At 63.8% G+C, this 17981-nt stretch carries 16 protein-coding genes; 8 read left to right on the top strand and 8 right to left on the bottom strand.

Going from position 1 to position 17981, the window contains the following annotated elements; translation table 11 throughout:
- Window position 1 precedes the first annotated feature (1 nt).
- Window positions 2–658: a TetR/AcrR family transcriptional regulator gene (locus GB927_RS02590; protein ID WP_256114983.1), complete on the bottom strand. Its 657-nt coding sequence runs from the start codon at window positions 656–658 to the stop codon at window positions 2–4.
- Window positions 659–851: 193 nt separating this feature from the next.
- Between GB927_RS02590 and GB927_RS02595 the strand changes: the two genes are divergently transcribed.
- Complete coding sequence (locus GB927_RS02595; protein ID WP_256114985.1) at window positions 852–1334, top strand: RidA family protein; 483 nt, start codon at window positions 852–854, stop codon at window positions 1332–1334.
- A gap of 9 nt (window positions 1335–1343) precedes the next feature.
- On the opposite strand, the gene GB927_RS02600 is transcribed toward GB927_RS02595, so the two are convergent.
- From GB927_RS02600 to GB927_RS02625, 6 genes are all read right to left on the bottom strand, one after another.
- Window positions 1344–2636: a hypothetical protein gene (locus GB927_RS02600; RefSeq protein WP_256114986.1), complete on the bottom strand. Its 1293-nt coding sequence runs from the start codon at window positions 2634–2636 to the stop codon at window positions 1344–1346.
- The gene (locus tag GB927_RS02605) at window positions 2629–3387 is read right to left on the bottom strand and encodes an ABC transporter ATP-binding protein (RefSeq protein ID WP_256114987.1); all 759 of its coding nucleotides are present in this window, start codon (window positions 3385–3387) and stop codon (window positions 2629–2631) included. Before GB927_RS02605 ends, GB927_RS02600 begins: the two co-directional genes overlap by 8 nt.
- The gene (locus tag GB927_RS02610; RefSeq protein WP_256114989.1) at window positions 3380–4462 is read right to left on the bottom strand and encodes a FecCD family ABC transporter permease; all 1083 of its coding nucleotides are present in this window, start codon (window positions 4460–4462) and stop codon (window positions 3380–3382) included. The genes GB927_RS02605 and GB927_RS02610 overlap by 8 nt, the downstream gene beginning before the upstream one ends.
- The gene (locus tag GB927_RS02615; RefSeq protein WP_256114991.1) at window positions 4443–5510 is read right to left on the bottom strand and encodes an ABC transporter substrate-binding protein; all 1068 of its coding nucleotides are present in this window, start codon (window positions 5508–5510) and stop codon (window positions 4443–4445) included. Before GB927_RS02615 ends, GB927_RS02610 begins: the two co-directional genes overlap by 20 nt.
- Before the next feature lie 110 nt (window positions 5511–5620).
- Window positions 5621–6286 (bottom strand): DUF2161 domain-containing phosphodiesterase, encoded by a 666-nt coding sequence (locus GB927_RS02620; protein WP_256114993.1) that lies wholly within the window; start codon window positions 6284–6286, stop codon window positions 5621–5623.
- 40 nt (window positions 6287–6326) lie between these two features.
- Entirely contained in the window at window positions 6327–7763 is a 1437-nt protein-coding gene (locus tag GB927_RS02625; protein ID WP_256114995.1) for a helix-turn-helix domain-containing protein, read from the bottom strand.
- A 126-nt stretch (window positions 7764–7889) separates the two neighbouring features.
- Between GB927_RS02625 and GB927_RS02630 the strand changes: the two genes are divergently transcribed.
- The 5 genes from GB927_RS02630 to GB927_RS02650 all read left to right on the top strand — a co-directional run bounded on the left by GB927_RS02630 (window position 7890) and on the right by GB927_RS02650 (window position 15418).
- Window positions 7890–9422, top strand: a complete 1533-nt coding sequence (locus GB927_RS02630; protein ID WP_256114996.1) for an acyl-CoA carboxylase subunit beta — start codon at window positions 7890–7892, stop codon at window positions 9420–9422.
- 113 nt (window positions 9423–9535) lie between these two features.
- The gene (locus GB927_RS02635; RefSeq protein WP_256114997.1) at window positions 9536–11539 is read left to right on the top strand and encodes an acetyl-CoA carboxylase biotin carboxylase subunit; all 2004 of its coding nucleotides are present in this window, start codon (window positions 9536–9538) and stop codon (window positions 11537–11539) included.
- Entirely contained in the window at window positions 11539–13665 is a 2127-nt protein-coding gene (gene scpA, locus GB927_RS02640; protein WP_256114998.1) for a methylmalonyl-CoA mutase, read from the top strand. Before GB927_RS02635 ends, scpA begins: the two co-directional genes overlap by 1 nt.
- Before the next feature lie 11 nt (window positions 13666–13676).
- Complete coding sequence (gene mce / locus GB927_RS02645; RefSeq protein ID WP_256114999.1) at window positions 13677–14078, top strand: methylmalonyl-CoA epimerase; 402 nt, start codon at window positions 13677–13679, stop codon at window positions 14076–14078.
- 125 nt (window positions 14079–14203) lie between these two features.
- Window positions 14204–15418: an adenylate/guanylate cyclase domain-containing protein gene (locus tag GB927_RS02650; protein ID WP_256115000.1), complete on the top strand. Its 1215-nt coding sequence runs from the start codon at window positions 14204–14206 to the stop codon at window positions 15416–15418.
- On the opposite strand, the gene GB927_RS02655 is transcribed toward GB927_RS02650, so the two are convergent.
- On the bottom strand, window positions 15419–16342 hold the full coding sequence (locus tag GB927_RS02655) for a LysR family transcriptional regulator (protein ID WP_256115001.1): 924 nt from the start codon (window positions 16340–16342) through the stop codon (window positions 15419–15421).
- 105 nt (window positions 16343–16447) lie between these two features.
- On the opposite strand from GB927_RS02655, the gene GB927_RS02660 reads away from it, so the two are divergent.
- Together GB927_RS02660 and GB927_RS02665 are read left to right on the top strand one after the other, a co-directional pair.
- On the top strand, window positions 16448–17062 hold the full coding sequence (locus GB927_RS02660; RefSeq protein WP_256115002.1) for a pyridoxamine 5'-phosphate oxidase family protein: 615 nt from the start codon (window positions 16448–16450) through the stop codon (window positions 17060–17062).
- Window positions 17063–17110: 48 nt separating this feature from the next.
- Window positions 17111–17965, top strand: a complete 855-nt coding sequence (locus GB927_RS02665; protein WP_256115003.1) for an alpha/beta fold hydrolase — start codon at window positions 17111–17113, stop codon at window positions 17963–17965.
- Window positions 17966–17981: the final 16 nt, after the last annotated feature.

A 17981-nucleotide genomic window follows, 5' to 3' on the forward strand; every position in this document is an offset into this window, starting at 1 on the left:
GCTATCTCGGCGCGAGGCCATCGAGCAGGAAATCGAGGCCCTTGCGGAAAACGCCGTCCCAGTCGTCGTCCAACAGCAGGCCGGAGCGCTCGATCGTCGGATAGTGATGCTCAACGCGCTGCTGACCGCTCGCCCTGTCTGCATCCGAGAGGTCGAAGCTCGACCGGGTGATGGTGGCGCCCATCACATAGTTCCAGAGCGACCATATCGCGACGTTCAAATCCGCGTCGGCGACACCGGCTCCGGAGAGCGTCTTGCTCAGCAGTTCCAGGCGGGCGAGGATGTTCGGCCCGAGGGCGCGGCGCGGCAAAAGCGACGCCGACCAGGGATGGCGCAACATGCTGGCGCGCCAGTCTTCGAGCATGTGAAGGACGTCCGCGCGCCAGTCCTGAGACCCGATTGTTCCGCGATATTCGAGCACGGAATCGAGCGCCAGATCGAAGACATCCTCCTTGTTGTCGACGTGCCAGTAGAGGCTCATCACGCCCGAGCCGAGGCGATCGGCGAGCCGGCGCATCTTCAAGCCATCGAGCCCTTCGGCGTCCAGCAGCTCCACCGCCGTCGCCACGATCCGGTCCAGGGAGAGCGGCGGTTCTCCGCGTGGTTCGGGCACGGACGCACCCGTCCGTTGAGATCGTTTGCTGGATTTGGCTGCCATCCGTCTTCCCTGCTGATCAGTGCGGCGACTTAACCCGACGACGTGGAGAATGTCGATCCTGACCGGTTGACTCGTACGACGTACGATGCGATGAAGTCGTACGTCGTACGAGTCAACATATGAGCGACCCGTCGAAGTTCAACCCTGCGGCCGCGAGGACACGTCGCCTGCCGTCTCGGAGCCGAGAGAAACCATGTCACACGCAATCCAGCACCTGCTTATTGGAGGGCTCATCATCATGACCACGGGAGTTTCCACTGTGACGAAAGCGAACGATCTCAAGATGACCATCGTCAATCCGAAAAACCTCTACGATCCGACGCCGAACGGCTACAGCACCGCGGTGATCGTGCCGAGCAATGCGCGGGTGGCCTATATTTCCGGACAGGGCGGACAGGACGCCACAGGAGGCTTGTCGCCCGACTTCGCCGTCCAGGTGAGGCAGGCCTACGCCAATCTGCGCGCCGCCCTCGATGGTCTCGGCGCCAGGCCGGACCAGGTCGCCAAGCTCACGATCTTCGTGGTCGACCACGACATGTCCAAGCTTGAGGTGCTGACCCGGAACGTCAAGGAGATGTTCGGTAACACGCTGCCGGCACAGACGCTCGTTCCCGTTCCCAAACTTGCCATCGACCCCATGCTCTTCGAGGTCGAAGCCATCGTCATGCTGGAATAGCGGTTTTCGCTAGAACAACATCTCGCCGATAGATAGCTTCCTAAGTGCCACGGCGATATTGGCGACCAGCGCTTCCTTTTTCGGACCGTGATCGGGATAGCGGGTCATGTTGTCGCCATTGTGCATGAAGACATAGCCGCCCTGGCCCGTAGCCGTCGGATATTGCCAGATCCAGTCCGCCGGCTTCGGGTCGTGCGCGGGGCCGATGTCGGTCAGCCAGATCGCTCCGGGCGGCGGGTCGGTCCAGCCACGAGCATATTGGCCGAAAACGCCTTGCCACCCGTCGAACCCATCGCCGAGGTCCGAGAAAATGCCGAAGCGATCGTCGCGCGGGCGCACCTTGATGTTCGTGAAGGGGCGCGGCGGGACGGCATGGAACAGTGCCATGAACGGCAGCCACGGCTGGCACGGCTCCGCGCAGAGGATCAGGTTTCCGCCGCGCTCCAGAAATGCCAGCAAGTCTTCGGCCCGGCTCTTCAGGAAGAACTCGTCATGGCTGCTGGGAAGGTAGAGCGTGTCCGTCGCCCCGAGCAATTCCGGGCCGAGCTGGTAGAGGGGGGTGAACTGGGTCTCGAAACCCGCCTGCCCCAGGCTTTCCTCGATCCATTCGGGATGCCATTCCGAGGGCACGTGCGAACATTGCAGGTAGGTGAACCGGCTGCGCTGGGGCCGCTCGATGCCGAGCTCGCGGTTCAGCCAGGGATAGAACGACTGCAAGAAACGCGTCGTGGCCGGCATGAAGCGCTGGCCGTTATGCGAGTGCGGGTCCAGCGTCGTGAGTAGCAGGCGCCCGCCGCCCGGCAGCGATGGAAAGTCGAGAAACAGGCTGCCGCGTCCATCGTCGATCTCCAGTATCGAGCGTGCGCCCTCCGGAACATTGTAGGAGCCGCCCCAATGCCAGCTCATATGCGAAAGCGGCATGCTTTCGGTGATGGGGTGGTGCGGCTCGGAGAACTTGACCTCCAGCTTTTCGCCCTTCGTCCACCACAGCCAGTCGCGGCAGTTGCCGGGCGTCCATTCCAGCCCCGGTATGTCGAGCCAGTCGGCATGGCCCTGAAGACAAACGACAAGAAACCCGCCGCCGTAGAGATAACCGTTCAACTGCTGCGCATGGGGGAGCGCTGCGGCCGCGTCCATCGCATCCGGCATGACCACCGCCGCATAGGACGACAGGTCGACCTTCGGCAGGTCGTGGATGTAGATGAGATCGTCGATATAATGACGGAAATCCTGGAAGCTCCTGAGCTGCCAGCTGTTGCCCCAATGGATATAGGCGACACGTTTGCCGGGTGCTTCAGCCATCGATCACCACTCCCTCATGGCGGAACACCGGTGCGTAGGTATGCTTGGCAAGCCCGGAAAAATCCGCGCGCGCGATCGGCAGGTCATAGAGCGCCGTCAGGTTTTCGGCATTGAGCGCATCCGCCGTCGGCCCGCAGACATATCTGCTGCCGCTGGTCATCAGCAGCACGTCGCTAGCGATCTCCACCGCGTGCTGCGGCATATGGGTGGAAAAGACGATCGTCATGGCGTGGCTGTCCCGCAGGTGCTCCAGCAGGCTCAAGACCTTGTCCTGGTTCTTGTAGTCGAGCGCGGCACAAGGCTCGTCAAGCACCAGCAATTCGCATTCCGATGCGAGCGCCTGAGCGATCATCACCAGCTGGCGCTGGCCGCCGCTCAACGAATTGAAGGTCTGCGGCTCGAAATCCTCGATGCCGAGCATGTGGAAATAATGCCGCACGATCTCGTAATCCCGCTTGCCGGGCGCGCCGAACAGGCCGAGATGGCGCGCTCTTCCCATCAGCGCGATATCGAGGGCGGAATAGGAGAACGGCACTTCGAAGAGCTGCGGCACGAAGCCCACCTGCCCGCCGATCGAAAGCCGTCCAGACCGGGGCTTTATCAGGCCGATGAGCGTGTTGATGAGCGTGGTCTTGCCGACGCCGTTGGCACCGAGCACGGCCAGGGTCCGGCCGCGTTCCAGGCGGAGGCTGTAGTCCCGAAGGATGATCCTGCCGCCGCGCTCGACGGTGAGGTCGCTTGCCTCAATCACTGGACCAGCCTCCCTTCGCATGCAGGCGGCGCAGGATCACCGCAAACACCGGAACGCCGATCAGCGCAGTGATGATGCCGAGCGGGATTTCGGCGGTCGTTACCGTGCGCGCCAGGTTGTCGACCATCAGCAGGTAGATCGCGCCCAGCACGCCGGAGACCGGCAAGAGCCGCTGGTGATCGGCCCCGACAAGCGCGCGGGCGACATGCGGAATTACGAGGCCGACCCAGCCGATAATGCCCGACGTCGCGACCACGCCGGCCGAGATGAGCGCGGACGCGACCAGGATGATCCATTGCACCAGCACGACCCTTGTGCCGAGCGCGCGCGCCTTTTCCTCGCCAAGCGACATGATGTTGATCTGGAAGCGCAGCAGGTAGATCGCGATGGCGGACGGCACCACCGCCGCGGCGACCAGCAGCACGTCCAGATAGTTGCTGGAGGCGATGCTGCCCATCAGCCAGTAGGTGATGGCAGGCAATTTCTGGAAGGGATCGGCCAGCAGCTTGGCAATCGAAATCGCCGCCGAAAAGAAGGCCGAGATGACGACGCCCGCGAGAACCAGCGTCAGCATGCTGGTGCGGCCCCGCACAGTGGATAACAGCTTGACGAGAAAGACGCTGCCGATGCCGAAGAAGAAGGCCATGGCCAGCAGGAGATACCCCTGCCATCCGATCAGGATCGCCAGCGTGCCGCCGAAGCCGGCGCCCGAGGTGACGCCGATGATACCGGGATCAACCAGCGGGTTGCGAAACAGCCCCTGGAGCGCAGCACCCGAAACAGACAGGCCGAAACCGATGATGACGGCCGCCATGATGCGCGGCAGGCGAACCTGCTCGACCACCACCTCATGCACCGGATCCCAGTAGGGCGCGACCAGCGGATGGACGTTGTCGATGAGGATATAGGTGACGTCGCGCACCGACAGGTCGTAGCGCCCGATCGTCACCGAATAGAGCACGACGGCAACCAGCAGGGTGATCAGCGCTGGAAGGATCGAAACCGAAGCCAGTTTCCGGCCAAGCCAGCCGGTTCTCACTTTGCCGGCCGGCGCCTCAGCCGAAGAGTTCGGCATATTTGTTCGCCGCGGCGTTGCTGTCGGATTCGAGGATGGCCTTTACCTGGTCGTCCGTCAGCTTGGCGCCATAAAGCAGCTCATAGATGCCGGCGATCTGCGCCTTGAAATCCGGTGCGAAGTCGGCGCCATGCGCGATGGCCGCAAGCCATTCCGAGGTCAGGAAGATTTCCGGCGCATCCGGCGTGCGGGCGAAGACCGGCTGCTTGTAGACCCGCTTCTCCTTGACAGCCTTGAGGCTCGCCAGAACCGGATTGTCGAAGAAATCCTTTGGGTTGAGGTCGTCGGCATAGGCGGGGATGATGATGATGTCGGGGTTCCAGACGAGCAGCTGCTCGAAATCGATGGTGCGCCACCATTCGCCGGTATTGTCCGCTGCCGGATTGCTCACGCCACTCAGCGCAAGGTTCTGCGAACCGTTGGCGATGACCTGGATCTGGTCGGCCACCTTGTCGATATGCAGGACGGTCGGAAGGGCTGCTACATCGAGCTTGGCGACCTTGCCGTCGAGCGTCTTCAACGTATCGGCCTGCGCCTTCAGGATCGCCTGCGCGCGGTCGTTACGACCGGTCATGTAGCCGGTGAGCGTGAGGTAATCGAGGCGGTCCTGCTCCGTGCAGCATTGCCATCCAACCACGGTGAGGCCGACGCGTTCCAGGGGCTCGATGATCTTCTCGTCATGGGTCCACTGGATCACCGCATCAGGCTTCTGCGCGAGGATCGCCTCGACATTCGGCACGAAACCATCCTGGGCGGCGCTGGCATTGATCTTGGCCATTTCCGGCAGCATCTCGGCATAGATGCCCTTGGTGAAATAGCGTACCAGCGAGTCCTTGTTCATGCCGGCGATATTGTCCGCTTTCGCATCGATCGCGCGGTAGATGATCGGCGCGGAGCGGACGATCATGACGACCCGTTCCGGCGGCTTTGCAAAGGTGATCGTCTTCCCGCGGTGATCGACGAACGAGCTTTCCGCATGCACGGCCGCCGGCAGGAAGAGCGCCAGGGACAAGGCCAGTGCGGAAAACGTCTTGGAACTGCGGGACATGGATCACTCCTCCGATAGGGCGCGCCGGCTCGCTCGCGGCGACGAAAATATCATGAGCGTGATAGTCATGTTATTACTGTCTGTCCAGCGCGCGGAAGGCCGGCAGCCCGCTATTTCGCGCTCTCGGTCGTCCGCCTCGAATTCTCCACAGCCAGCGCGCCGGCATCGGTGAGCCTGTAGACGCCCTTGTCGACCTTCTCGAACCAGCCATAGTAGTTTTTGAGCAGGATCTGGCCGGCAGTGGCCACGATCAGCCTGAGGTCGCGCGGCCGTTGCGGGCCATCTGCCATGGCGGCGGCGCAGGCGAGCGCCTGCTGGCGGTAAGCCGTCATGATCGGCACCTTCGTCGAGCCGCCGAGCGCGGGGTCGCCGGCGCGCTTGCGGTGCTCCTTGACCAGCCGGGTGCGGCGCTTCGGGTTGCTGCGGGGCATGGGGGATACCGAGCTCACGATGATGCTCACCTCGCCCGCATCCGACACGCCCAGCATGCCAAATCCGAGTCTGCGGCAGAGGTCGCGATACCGCCTGTCGCTCTCCCGCCCCCTGCCCCTGGCGGAAATGCGGGCCGCAATCCACACCTCGTCGGCCATCGTGGCGCGGTCGATGGCCTGCAGGATCAGTTCGAGATTGAAGACGAGCTTCAGCTCGCCGATGACCACCACCGTCGGATCGCCCTCGCTCAATCCAACGAGATCACAGCCCCCGATTTCGCCCTTGACCGTATAACCGGCGCTCTCAAGAAAGGTTTTGATCGGGAGGTAAAGCGAAGTTTCCATGTCGGCCTGAAATCCATGTCGGCGATGCCCATTAGCACCGTCAGGACTGCGGCGCATCCCCTACCGGACGGATCGAATAGGGGATCGTGCGGCGCGTATTATGCTCGATGACCAGGCGGCCCTTGAGGGGCGGCACGGCGCGGCTGGCGCATTGGGTGCGCTCGCAGATGCGGCAGGAAATCCCGATCGGGTCGTAGGCGCTCGCATTGGTGAGGTCCATGTCGTCGGCATAGACGAAGTTTTCTGCGTAAGAGACCTCGCACCCCAAGGCCAGAGCATACTGCTGCTGCGGCTGGCGGAATCCGCGCCCGCCGCGCGAGACCTGCATGGACAGACAGAGATAGCGCACGCCGTCCGGCGTTTCGGCGAGCTGGCGGGTGATGCGGCCGGGGCTTTCGAAGGCCTGGTGCGCGTTCCACAGCGGACAGGCCGCGCCGAAGCGGGCGAATTGCAGGCGGGTCGCGCTGTGGCGCTTGGTGATGTTGCCGGCCCGGTCGATGCGGGCGAAGAAGATCGGAACGCCTTTCTGGCCGGGCCGCTGAAGCGTCGAGAGGCGGTGACAGACCTGTTCGAGGCTCGCCCCGAAGCGGGCGGCGAGCAGGTCGAGATCATGCCGCACCTCGCGCGCCGCCGCCATGAACCTGCGATACGGTAGAAGCAATGCACCGGCGAAATAATTGTGCAGGCCGATGCGACAGATCTCATAGGCTTCCGTCGTGCGGAAGCCGGCGCCGGCCGCGACGCTATCGACGACCGTCTCCGCATGAAGCTGCGCGATCTGGAGGGCGATCTGGAAATGGCGGGTCGGCGCGGGCAGATAGGGATTGAGCGTCAGCAGGCGCGCCTCGGGATCGTAAGCGCGTACGAGGTCGTCATTTTGCGTCGCGCGCGCGATCCTCACGCCATAGTGCCGTTCGAGATAGCCGGAGAGCACAGGTCCCGGATCCGTATCGCCGATGCCGATCTCGGCCGCCAGCGCTTCCGCAAGCAGATCCAGATCGCCGATATAGTTGTCGACGAAGTGGAAGAAGTCGCGCACCTCCTCGTACGGCGTCGCTTCGACGGCAGCGAGGCTGCGGCCCAGCGTATCATTGATGCTGGCGAGCTGTTCGGAATTGTGGCGGTAGGCCCGGTGTGCGGCGATCAGCGCATGGGCGAATCCCGGTGCATTCTGCGTGACGAGCTTCAACTCCTGAAGGCTCGGCGTGTAGCCGTCGAAAAGCGTATCCGTCAACGTCTCCGACAGCGCCGAAACCAGCCGGTCGCTCTCTCCGCCGGAGAGCTCGGCAAGGTCGATGCGGAATTTTTCCGCGAGCGCCACCAGCACGCCGGCCGAAACCGGACGCTGGTTGTTCTCGATCTGGTTGAGATAGGAGACGGAAATGCCGAGCCGCTCGGCGAATTGCGCCTGGGTCGCGCGATTCGCCTGGCGCAGGTCCCGCACCTTGCGGCCGATATAGAGTTTGTTCGCAGCCATATTCGCAACTTTGCAAATTTACTTTGCAAAATGTGTAACGCTTACATGTGCACCCGATCAAGCGTTCATTTCTGCCGGCATCGGCCCTAAGCAGGATCGAGTTGACCCTTTCCATGGACGGACCGGATGCACGCAATTCTCGACCAACTCGAAGCCCGCCGGCAGGCGGCGCGGCTTGGCGGCGGCCAACGCCGTATCGATGCCCAGCATGCCAAGGGCAAGCTGACAGCGCGCGAACGCCTGGACGTGCTGCTCGATGAGGGTTCTTTCGAGGAATACGACATGTACGTCACCCACCGGGCGGTGGAATTCGGCATGGCCGAGCAGAAGGTGGCCGGCGATGGCGTCGTCACCGGCTGGGGCACGATCAACGGCCGGCAGGTCTATGTGTTCAGCCAGGATTTCACGGTCCTTGGCGGCTCGCTTTCGGAAACCCATGCGCAGAAAATCTGCAAGATCATGGACATGGCGGTGCGCAACGGCGCGCCGGTGATCGGGCTCAACGATTCGGGCGGCGCGCGCATCCAGGAGGGTGTGGCTTCGCTTGCCGGCTATGCGGATGTCTTCAAGCGCAACGTCGAGGCATCCGGCGTCATCCCGCAGATCTCCGTCATCATGGGGCCGTGCGCGGGGGGCGCGGTCTATTCGCCGGCCATGACCGATTTCATCTTCATGGTGCGCGATTCGTCCTACATGTTCGTCACTGGCCCGGATGTTGTGAAGACCGTCACGAACGAGATCGTCACCGCCGAGGAACTGGGCGGCGCGCGCACCCACACGCAAAAATCCTCCGTCGCCGACGGCGCCTATGAAAACGACATCGAGGTGCTGGAGCAGGTCCGCGCGCTCTTCGATTTCCTGCCGCTCAACAACCGCCAGAAGCCGCCGCTGCGTCCGTTCCACGACGACCCGGCGCGGCTGGAGGCCCGGCTCGACACGCTGGTCCCCGACAGTTCCAACAAGCCCTACGACATGAAGGAACTGATCACGGCGGTCGCCGACGAGGGCGACTTCTTCGAGATCCAGGAGGCTTTTGCCCGAAACATCATCACCGGCTTCGTGCGCATCGAGGGCGAGACGGTGGGCGTCGTCGCCAACCAGCCGATGGTGCTGGCCGGCTGCCTCGATATCGATTCCTCGCGCAAGGCCGCCCGTTTCGTGCGCTTCTGCGACGCCTTCAACATCCCGATCCTCACGCTGGTCGATGTGCCGGGTTTCCTGCCGGGCACCGCGCAGGAATATGGCGGCGTCATCAAACACGGCGCGAAACTGCTCTTCGCCTATAGCCAGGCGACCGTGCCGATGGTGACGCTGATCACGCGAAAAGCCTATGGCGGCGCATATGACGTGATGGCCTCCAAGCATATCGGCGCCGACGTGAACTATGCCTGGCCGACCGCCGAGATCGCGGTGATGGGCGCCAAGGGCGCGGCCGAAATCCTCTACCGCTCGGAGCTTTCAGACCCGGAAAAGATCGCCGCGCGCACGAAGGAATATGAGGAACGCTTCGCCAACCCATTCGTCGCCGCCGAGCGCGGTTTCATCGACGAGGTCATCATGCCGCACTCCTCGCGCCGCCGCATCGCCCGCGCCTTCGCCTCCCTGCGGGGCAAGCAGGTGGAAACGCGCTGGAAGAAGCACGACACGATTCCGCTATAACCTCCCCTCCGTCATGCCCGGGCTTGACCCGGGCATCCACATTCTGATGCCCGCGGCCGTGATGGGTCCTCGGGTCAAGCCCGAGGATGACGGGCGGATAGGTAAGAGACTGCATGTTCAAGAAAATCCTGATCGCCAATCGCGGTGAAATCGCCTGCCGGATCATCAAGACTGCGCGAAAACTCGGCATCGCCACTGTCGCCGTCTATTCCGACGTCGACCGGGGTGCACTGCATGTCACCATGGCCGACGAGGCGGTGCATATCGGCCCCGCGCCATCGTCCCAGTCCTATATCGTCATCGACAGGATCATCGAGGCCATCCGCAAGACCGGCGCGGACGCGGTGCATCCGGGCTACGGCTTCCTGTCGGAAAATGCCGCTTTTGCCGACGCGCTGGAAAAAGAAGGCGTCGCCTTCATCGGCCCGCCCGTGGGCGCGATCCAGGCGATGGGTGACAAGATCACCTCCAAGAAACTCGCCGCTGAAGCGGGCGTTTCCACCGTACCCGGCCATATGGGGCTGATCGAGAATGCCGACGAGGCAGTAACGATCGCCTCTCGCATCGGCTACCCGGTGATGATCAAGGCGTCTGCCGGTGGTGGCGGCAAGGGCATGCGCATTGCCTGGAACGATGCCGAGGCGCGCGAAGGTTTCCAGTCTTCCAAAAACGAGGCGAAGAGCGCGTTCGGCGACGACCGCATCTTCATCGAGAAGTTCGTGACACAGCCGCGCCATATCGAGATCCAGGTGCTCGGCGACAAACATGGCACCACGCTCTATCTCGGCGAGCGCGAATGCTCCATCCAGCGGCGCAACCAGAAGGTCGTGGAAGAGGCCCCCTCGCCCTTTCTCGACGCGGCGACGCGCAAGGCCATGGGCGAGCAGGCGGTGGCGCTGGCCAAGGCCGTTGGCTACCATTCCGCCGGCACGGTGGAATTCATCGTCGACGGCGCGCGGAATTTCTACTTCCTCGAAATGAACACGCGCCTGCAGGTGGAGCATCCGGTAACGGAACTCATCACCGGCATCGACCTCGTCGAGCAGATGATCCGCGTGGCGGCCGGCGAGAGGCTGGCCTTCGGGCAGGAAGAGGTGCGCCTCAACGGCTGGGCCGTCGAAAGCCGGCTCTATGCCGAAGACCCCTATCGCAACTTCCTACCGTCCATCGGCCGCCTCACCCGCTACCGCCCCCCGGTGGAAGGCCGGCAGGCAGATGGCACCGTGGTGCGCAACGACACCGGCGTCTTCGAGGGCGGCGAGATCTCGATGTATTACGACCCGATGGTTGCAAAACTCTGCACCTGGGCACCGGACCGGCTTTCCGCCATCGATGCCATGGCGCGCGCGCTCGACGATTTCGAGGTGGAAGGCATCGGCCACAACCTGCCCTTCCTCTCCGCCGTGATGGGCAACGCGCGTTTTCGCGATGGCAGCCTCACCACCGCGTTCATCGCGGAAGAATTTCCGGATGGTTTCCACGGCGTCGCGCCGGACGCTTCGGCTGCCCGCCAACTTGCCGCCGTAGCCGCCTTCGTCCAGCAGGCCTTGCAGGAACGTGCCGCGAAGATTTCCGGCACGATCGGCAACCACCGCCGTATCGTCGGGCGCGAATGGGTCGCAAGCCTTGCCCGCGGCGAGCATGCGCTGACGCTGGAAATCGGCCAGGACGGTCTTGCCGTGCATTTCGACGACGGCGAGACGCTGGGCGTTGCGGGCAACTGGACGCCCGGCCGCCGCCACGCGGTCTTTACGGTGGCGGGCATGCGCATGGGCGTGAAGGTGGACCTCGTCGGCTCGGCGATCCGCCTGCGCTGGCGCGGTATGGATGTGAAGGCCCATGTGCGTGAGCCACGCGTGGCCGCACTCGCCCGGCTGATGCCGCAGAAACTGCCGCCCGATACGTCGAAGCTGTTGCTCTGCCCGATGCCCGGCGTCATAACCATGCTTCTCGTCGCGGAAGGCGAAACAGTCGAGGCCGGACAGACGCTCGCCACCATCGAGGCGATGAAGATGGAAAACGCGATGAAGGCCGAGCGCCGCGGCACGGTCAGGCGCATCGCCGTCACGATCGGGCAAAGCCTTGCCGTGGACGAAACGATCCTGGAGTTCGAATGATGGCCGGCAAGACTTTTGCGGACTGGGAAGCTCTGGCGGAAAGGGAACTGCGCGCCTCGCCCGACACGCTGACCTGGCAGACGCCCGAGGGCATCGCGGTCAAGCCCGTCTATACGCAGGACGACCTCACCGGCACCGGCCATCTCGGCTCCGTGCCGGGCTTTGCGCCCTTTGTGCGCGGCCCGCGCGCCACCATGTATGCCGGCCGGCCCTGGACGATCCGGCAATATGCCGGCTTCTCGACGGCAGAGGCCTCCAACGCCTTCTACCGCAAGGCGCTCGCCGCCGGCCAGCAGGGCGTCTCCGTCGCCTTCGATCTTGCCACCCACCGCGGCTATGATAGCGACCACCCGCGCGTCGTCGGCGATGTCGGCAAGGCGGGCGTCGCCATCGACAGCGTGGAGGACATGAAGATCCTCTTCTCCAACATTCCGCTGGAAAAGATCTCCGTCTCCATGACGATGAACGGCGCGGTGATCCCGATCCTCGCAAGTTTCATCGTCGCCGGCGAAGAACAGGGCGTCGCGCGCGAAAACCTGTCCGGCACCATCCAGAACGACATCCTCAAGGAGTTCATGGTCCGTAACACCTACATCTACCCGCCGCAGCCCTCGATGCGGATCATCGCCGATATCATCGACTACACGGCGCGCGAAATGCCGAAGTTCAACTCGATCTCGATCTCCGGCTACCATATGCAGGAGGCGGGCGCGACGCTGGTGCAGGAGCTCGCCTTCACAATTGCCGACGGGCGCGAATATGTGCGCGCCGCCATCGCCAAGGGGCTCTCCGTCGATGAGTTCGCCGGCCGCCTCTCCTTCTTCTTCGCGATCGGCATGAACTTCTTCATGGAAGCGGCCAAGCTGCGCGCCGCCCGCCTGCTCTGGAACCGCGTTATGGACGAGTTCCAGCCGAAGAAGGCATCCTCGCGCATGCTGCGCACCCATTGCCAGACCTCCGGGGTCTCGCTGCAGGAGCAGGACCCCTACAACAACATCGTGCGCACCGCCTTCGAGGCGATGTCGGCCGTGCTTGGCGGCACGCAGTCGCTGCACACCAATTCCTTCGACGAGGCGATTGCGCTACCCACGGAATTTTCCGCCCGCATCGCCCGCAACACGCAGCTCATCCTCCAGCACGAGACGGGCGTGACCAAGGTGGTCGATCCGCTGGCCGGCTCCTACTATGTCGAAAGCCTCACCCACGAGCTTGCCGAAAAGGCCTGGGCGCTGATCGAAGAGGTGGAGGCGATGGGCGGCATGACGAAGGCCGTGATCGAGGGCCTGCCGAAACGCCTGATCGAGGAGGCCGCGACCCGCCGGCAAGCGGCGGTCGACCGGGGCGACGAGGTGATCGTCGGCGTCAACAAATACCGGCTGGAGGACGAACAGCCGATCGACATTCTGGAGATCGACAACAGCGCCGTGCGTGCCTCGCAGATCAAGCGGCTGGAAGACATCCGTCGTCGACGCGACGGCGCGGCCGTGGCCGCAGCGCTGGGGGCGCTGGAACAGGCCGCGACGACCGGCGAAGGCAACCTTCTGGAAGCAGCCGTCGCCGCCGCGCGGGCGCGTGCAACGGTGGGCGAGATTTCCGATGCCATGCGCCGCGCCTTCGGTGACCACGCCGCCGTGCCCGACGTGGTCGGCGATATTTACGGCCCCGCCTATGGCGACGACCCGGAATACAGGACGCTTGCAGGGCGCATCGCCGCGCATGGCGCCAGGCCGAAGATCATGGTGGCGAAACTCGGACAGGATGGCCACGACCGCGGGGCGAAGGTGATCGCTTCGGCCTTCGGCGACCTCGGTTTCGATGTGCTGATGGGGCCGCTCTTCCAGACGCCGGACGAGGCGGCCGACCTTGCCGTCGGCGCGAAGGCGCAGATCGTCGGAATGTCCTCGCTTGCCGCCGGGCACAAGACGCTTGCGCCGGCGCTGGTGGCGGCACTGCGCGAGCGCGGGGCGCATAACGTCGTCGTGGTCGTCGGCGGTGTCATTCCGCGCCAGGACTACGACTTCCTGCTAGAGCATGGTGTGTCGGCCGTGTTCGGCCCCGGCACCAACGTGCTCGACGCAGCAAATGCCGTGCTCGACCTCGTCGAGGGCCGGATCAGGAATCAGTGAAGGAGACGACCATGCTCGGACCGCTCAACCACGTCGCCATCGCCGTCCCGGACCTTGCGGCCGCCACCGACCGCTACGCCCAGTTGGGCGCAAAGGTCTCACCGCCGCAGGATCTGCCCGAGCACGGTGTCACCATCGTCTTCGTGGAGCTGCCCAACACCAAGATCGAATTGCTCCATCCGTTGGGCGCGGCCTCGCCGATCGCCGGCTTCCTGGAGAAGAACCCGGCCGGCGGCATCCATCACCTCTGTTTCGAGGTGGCGGATATCGGCGCCGCAGCCGAGACCGTTCGCGCCACCGGCGCCCGCATCCTCGGCGACGGAACGCCCAAGATCGGCGCCCATGGCAAGCCCGTGCTCTTCGCCCATCCAAAGGATTTTCACGGCGCGCTCGTCGAATTCGAAGAAAGCTAGGTTCGAGCAGCAAAGGCTCTATCTTTACAATCGGCGCTGCAGGCGATTGCCTGCGGGGCTGCGCGCCTTTATCGATCTTGCTTGACGGGCGCTTCGCGTCCGGCTCTCACCTTCGGAGTGTTTCCTTGGACCAGCAAGAGATCGGCAACATCGTGGACTGGCTCGTGCAGCAGGGGCTGGACGGGACGGACCCGGCGGAGCTGCTCGCGGGCTTCTGCCGCCGGCTTCGCCTGTTGGGCATCGAGCTCGAACAGGCGGTCACCTTTATCGACACGCTCCATCCCGTGCTCGAATCCCAGGGTTACTTCTGGGACATCGCGGAAGAGGCCAATGCCGGACGGCGGGACTATCTGCGGCTGGAGGCGACACGCTACGAACAGCAATGGCTCGACAGCCCCTTCCATCACCTCCTGGAAAACGGGCTCGATGAAGTGCGCGTGCTGCTCTCCAACTACGGGAACTACACATTCCCCGTGCTCGACGACATGCGCGAGGCCGGCCACACGGACTATTTCGTCCAGCTCCACCGGCTGGGAAGCACGGCCTCGATCGGCGAGATCGACGGCCTGTTTTCGCGATGGTCGACGAAACGGCCGGGTGGCTTCAACGAGGAGGATCTCGTCTGCCTGCGGCGCATCGTGCCCGCTTTCGCGCTTGCGGTGAAATCCACGGCGCTGCGCCAGATCACCGGTTCGCTCGCCGAGGTTTACCTGGGGCGTGATGCGGCGAGGCGCGTGCTCAAGGGACGTATCGAGCGGGGCAAGGTCGACAGCATCCACGCCGTGCTCTGGTTCTCGGACATGCGGAATTATACGTCGCTGTCGGAAAGCGTGCCCGGCAACGAACTGATCGCCATGCTGGGCGACTATGCCGAGGCGGTCATCTCCGCCGTGCATGGGGCGGGCGGCGATGTCCTCAAGTTGATCGGCGACGGCACGCTGGCCATCTTCAACCATGCCGATCCGCAGGAAGCCGCCGCGGCAAGCCTCAAGGCCTGGCACGACCTCGCAGAGCGCATAGACGCGCTCAATGCGACACGACAGGCCGCCGGGCTCGCCACCACGACGGTCCATGTCGGGCTCCATGTCGGCGAGGTGTTCTACGGCAATATCGGCAGCGACGAGCGGCTGGATTTCACCGTCATTGGGCCGGCGGTCAACGAAGCCTCGCGCATCGTCGCCGCCACCCGAAAGGTCGATCGCCCCCTGCTGATCTCGGACGACCTGTTTGCCCTGCTGTCCGGGCCGGAGAGCGAGACGTTCGAAGATCTCGGCAAATTCCGCCTGAAAGGCGTGACGCGCAAGAGGCGGCTGCATGCCCCACGGCGGCCGCAAGCCTGACTAGTCGGCATTGGCGCCCTGGAATTCCATCAAGCGGCGCCTCAGCCGCGGCAGGGCGAAATCGAGGAAGCTGCGCATTTTCAGCGGCATCTGGCCGCGCGCCACATGCACGACGTTCACCGGCGCCGGCTCCGGCTCGAACGGCTCGAAAACGATCCGCAGGCTGCCGGCCTTGACGGCATCAGCGACCTGATAGTGGAACAGCCGTATGATGCCGACATGGAGGAGCGCTGCGCGAATGGCAGCCTCGACGGTCGTGACCGAAAGGCGCGGCGCCATTGCGACCAGCGTGGCTGTCTTGGTCTGCGGATCGGCGAGCCGCCAGTTGGCGGAGGAACCGGGGCCATCGAGCACGATACAGGGCATCTCCTGCAACGCTGCCACCGTCTGCGGCACGCCGTGGACAGCCAGCAGTTCTGGGCTCGCACAGATAACAGTGCGCATCGAACCGACCGTCGTCGCGATCATCGCACTGTCGGGAAGCCTGCCGATGCGCACCGCCATGTCGACGTGGTCTTCCACCAGCTGGACGTTTCGATCGAGCAGTAGCAACCGAATGTTGATGTTGGGAAACAGGTCGAGGAAGTCGGCCACGATCGGCAGGACATGGAGCTGGCCGAACTGCACCGGCGCCGTGATGACGAGCTCGCCTTTGGGCGCGGTAAATTCGCCCGAGACCTCGCGCTCCGCCTCATCCACCTGATCGATGATCCGCCGGGCGGCCGCAAGGTAGGTGACACCGGCATCGGTCAGGCTCAGCTTGCGCGTGGTGCGGACCAGGAGTTTTGCCCCGAGCGCCCCCTCAAGGTCGGAAATCTTTCTGGCGACGGTCGTCAGCGGCACGCCCAGCCGTCTTGCGGCCGCCGAAAAGCTGCCGCTGTCGACGACGTCGATCAGCAGGGACATGGCACCGAGACGATCCATTCATATTCCCATTTTCCGGTTAGGTTATAACCAGAAATAGCCGATTATCCCAAAAACCGAAATGACTAAATTGACGTCGTCGAAGTCAATCCTCGGAGCGGGACCATGGGCTACGGATTTATGGACATTGCGGTGACGCCGAGCGTGCGCGCGGTGCAGGCCGAAATGGGAGCCGACGGCATCTGGTCGGACTTCCGGGGGCATCGGGAATTCGACCGGTTCGGCGCAAACGAAAAAGCCTTCATCGCCGAGCGCGACAGCGTCTACATCGCCTCCGTGTCGGAAACCGGCTGGCCCTATGTCCAGCACCGCGGCGGCCCGCGCGGCTTCCTCAAGGTGATCGATGACCGGACCCTGGCCTTCGCGGACTACCGCGGCAACCGGCAGCACATCAGCACCGGGAATTTCGCGGCCAACGACCGCGCCTGCCTCTTCCTGATGGATTATCCGAGACGGGCGCGCCTGAAGATCTATGCCCATGTCGAAAGGCTGGAGCTCGACGAGGATCCGGCGTTGACCGAACTGGTTACGGATGGCCCGTACCGGGCGAAGCTCGAACGCATCTTCCGGCTCCGGCTCGAAGCCTTCGACTGGAACTGCCCGCAGCACATCGTTCCGCGGTTTACCGAAGACGAGGTCGCCAAGGCGGTCCAGCCGCTGCGCGATCGTCTCGCGCAACTGGAAGCGGAAAATGCCGAACTGAAAGCCCGGGCCGGCTGAATTGCGCCGGCTTCATCTCCACCGAAATCACCCTACTGGAGCACGACCATGACCCATCCCACCTATCGCAGCGTCGATGTCGACGGCTTCGAGGTTTTCTATCGCGAGGCCGGCGATCCGGCGAAGCCGTCTCTTCTGTTGCTTCACGGCTTTCCGACATCCGGCCACATGTTCCGCGATCTCATCCCGCTGCTGGCGAAGGATTTCCATCTCGTGGCGCCGGATCTTCCGGGCTTCGGCCGCTCGGCGCTCCCCTCGCGTGATCAGTTCGCCTATACGTTCGACAACCTCGCCAAGGTGATCGGCCGCTTCACCGAGGTCGTCGGCCTCGAAAAGTTCGCCGTCTATGTCTTCGACTACGGCGCGCCGACCGGCTTGCGCCTGGCGATGGCCCATCCGGAACGGATAACGGCAATCGTTTCCCAGAACGGCAACGCCTACACGGAAGGGCTGAGCGACGGGTGGAACCCGATCGAGCGGTACTGGCGCGAGCCGACGGCGGAGAACCGCGAGGCGCTGCGCGGCATGCTCTCCGAGGACGCCATTCGCTGGCAATACGAACATGGCGTGTCCAATCCCGCACAGATTTCACCCGACGGCATCGCGCTCGATCTCTTCTACTTGCAGCGTCCAGAGGCCGATGAAATCCAGCTCGACCTGATGCTGGATTATGCGAGCAACGTCGCCCTCTACCCTGCCTTCCAGGCCTACTTCCGGGAACATCAGCCGAGGCTTCTGGCGATCTGGGGCGACAAGGACCCCTTCTTCCTGCCGCCTGGCGCCGAGGCCTACAAGCGCGACCTCCCGAACGCCCAGGTCCAGTTCCTCGATACGGGCCACTTCGCGCTTGAAACGCATGCCAACGAGATCGCGGACGAGATCAGGGTCTTTCTCAAGGCCTGAGACAGCGGCGAGCGCC

It is taken from the genome of Shinella lacus, assembly GCF_010994755.1.
GTDB classification, from domain to species: Bacteria; Pseudomonadota; Alphaproteobacteria; order Rhizobiales; family Rhizobiaceae; genus Shinella; species Shinella lacus.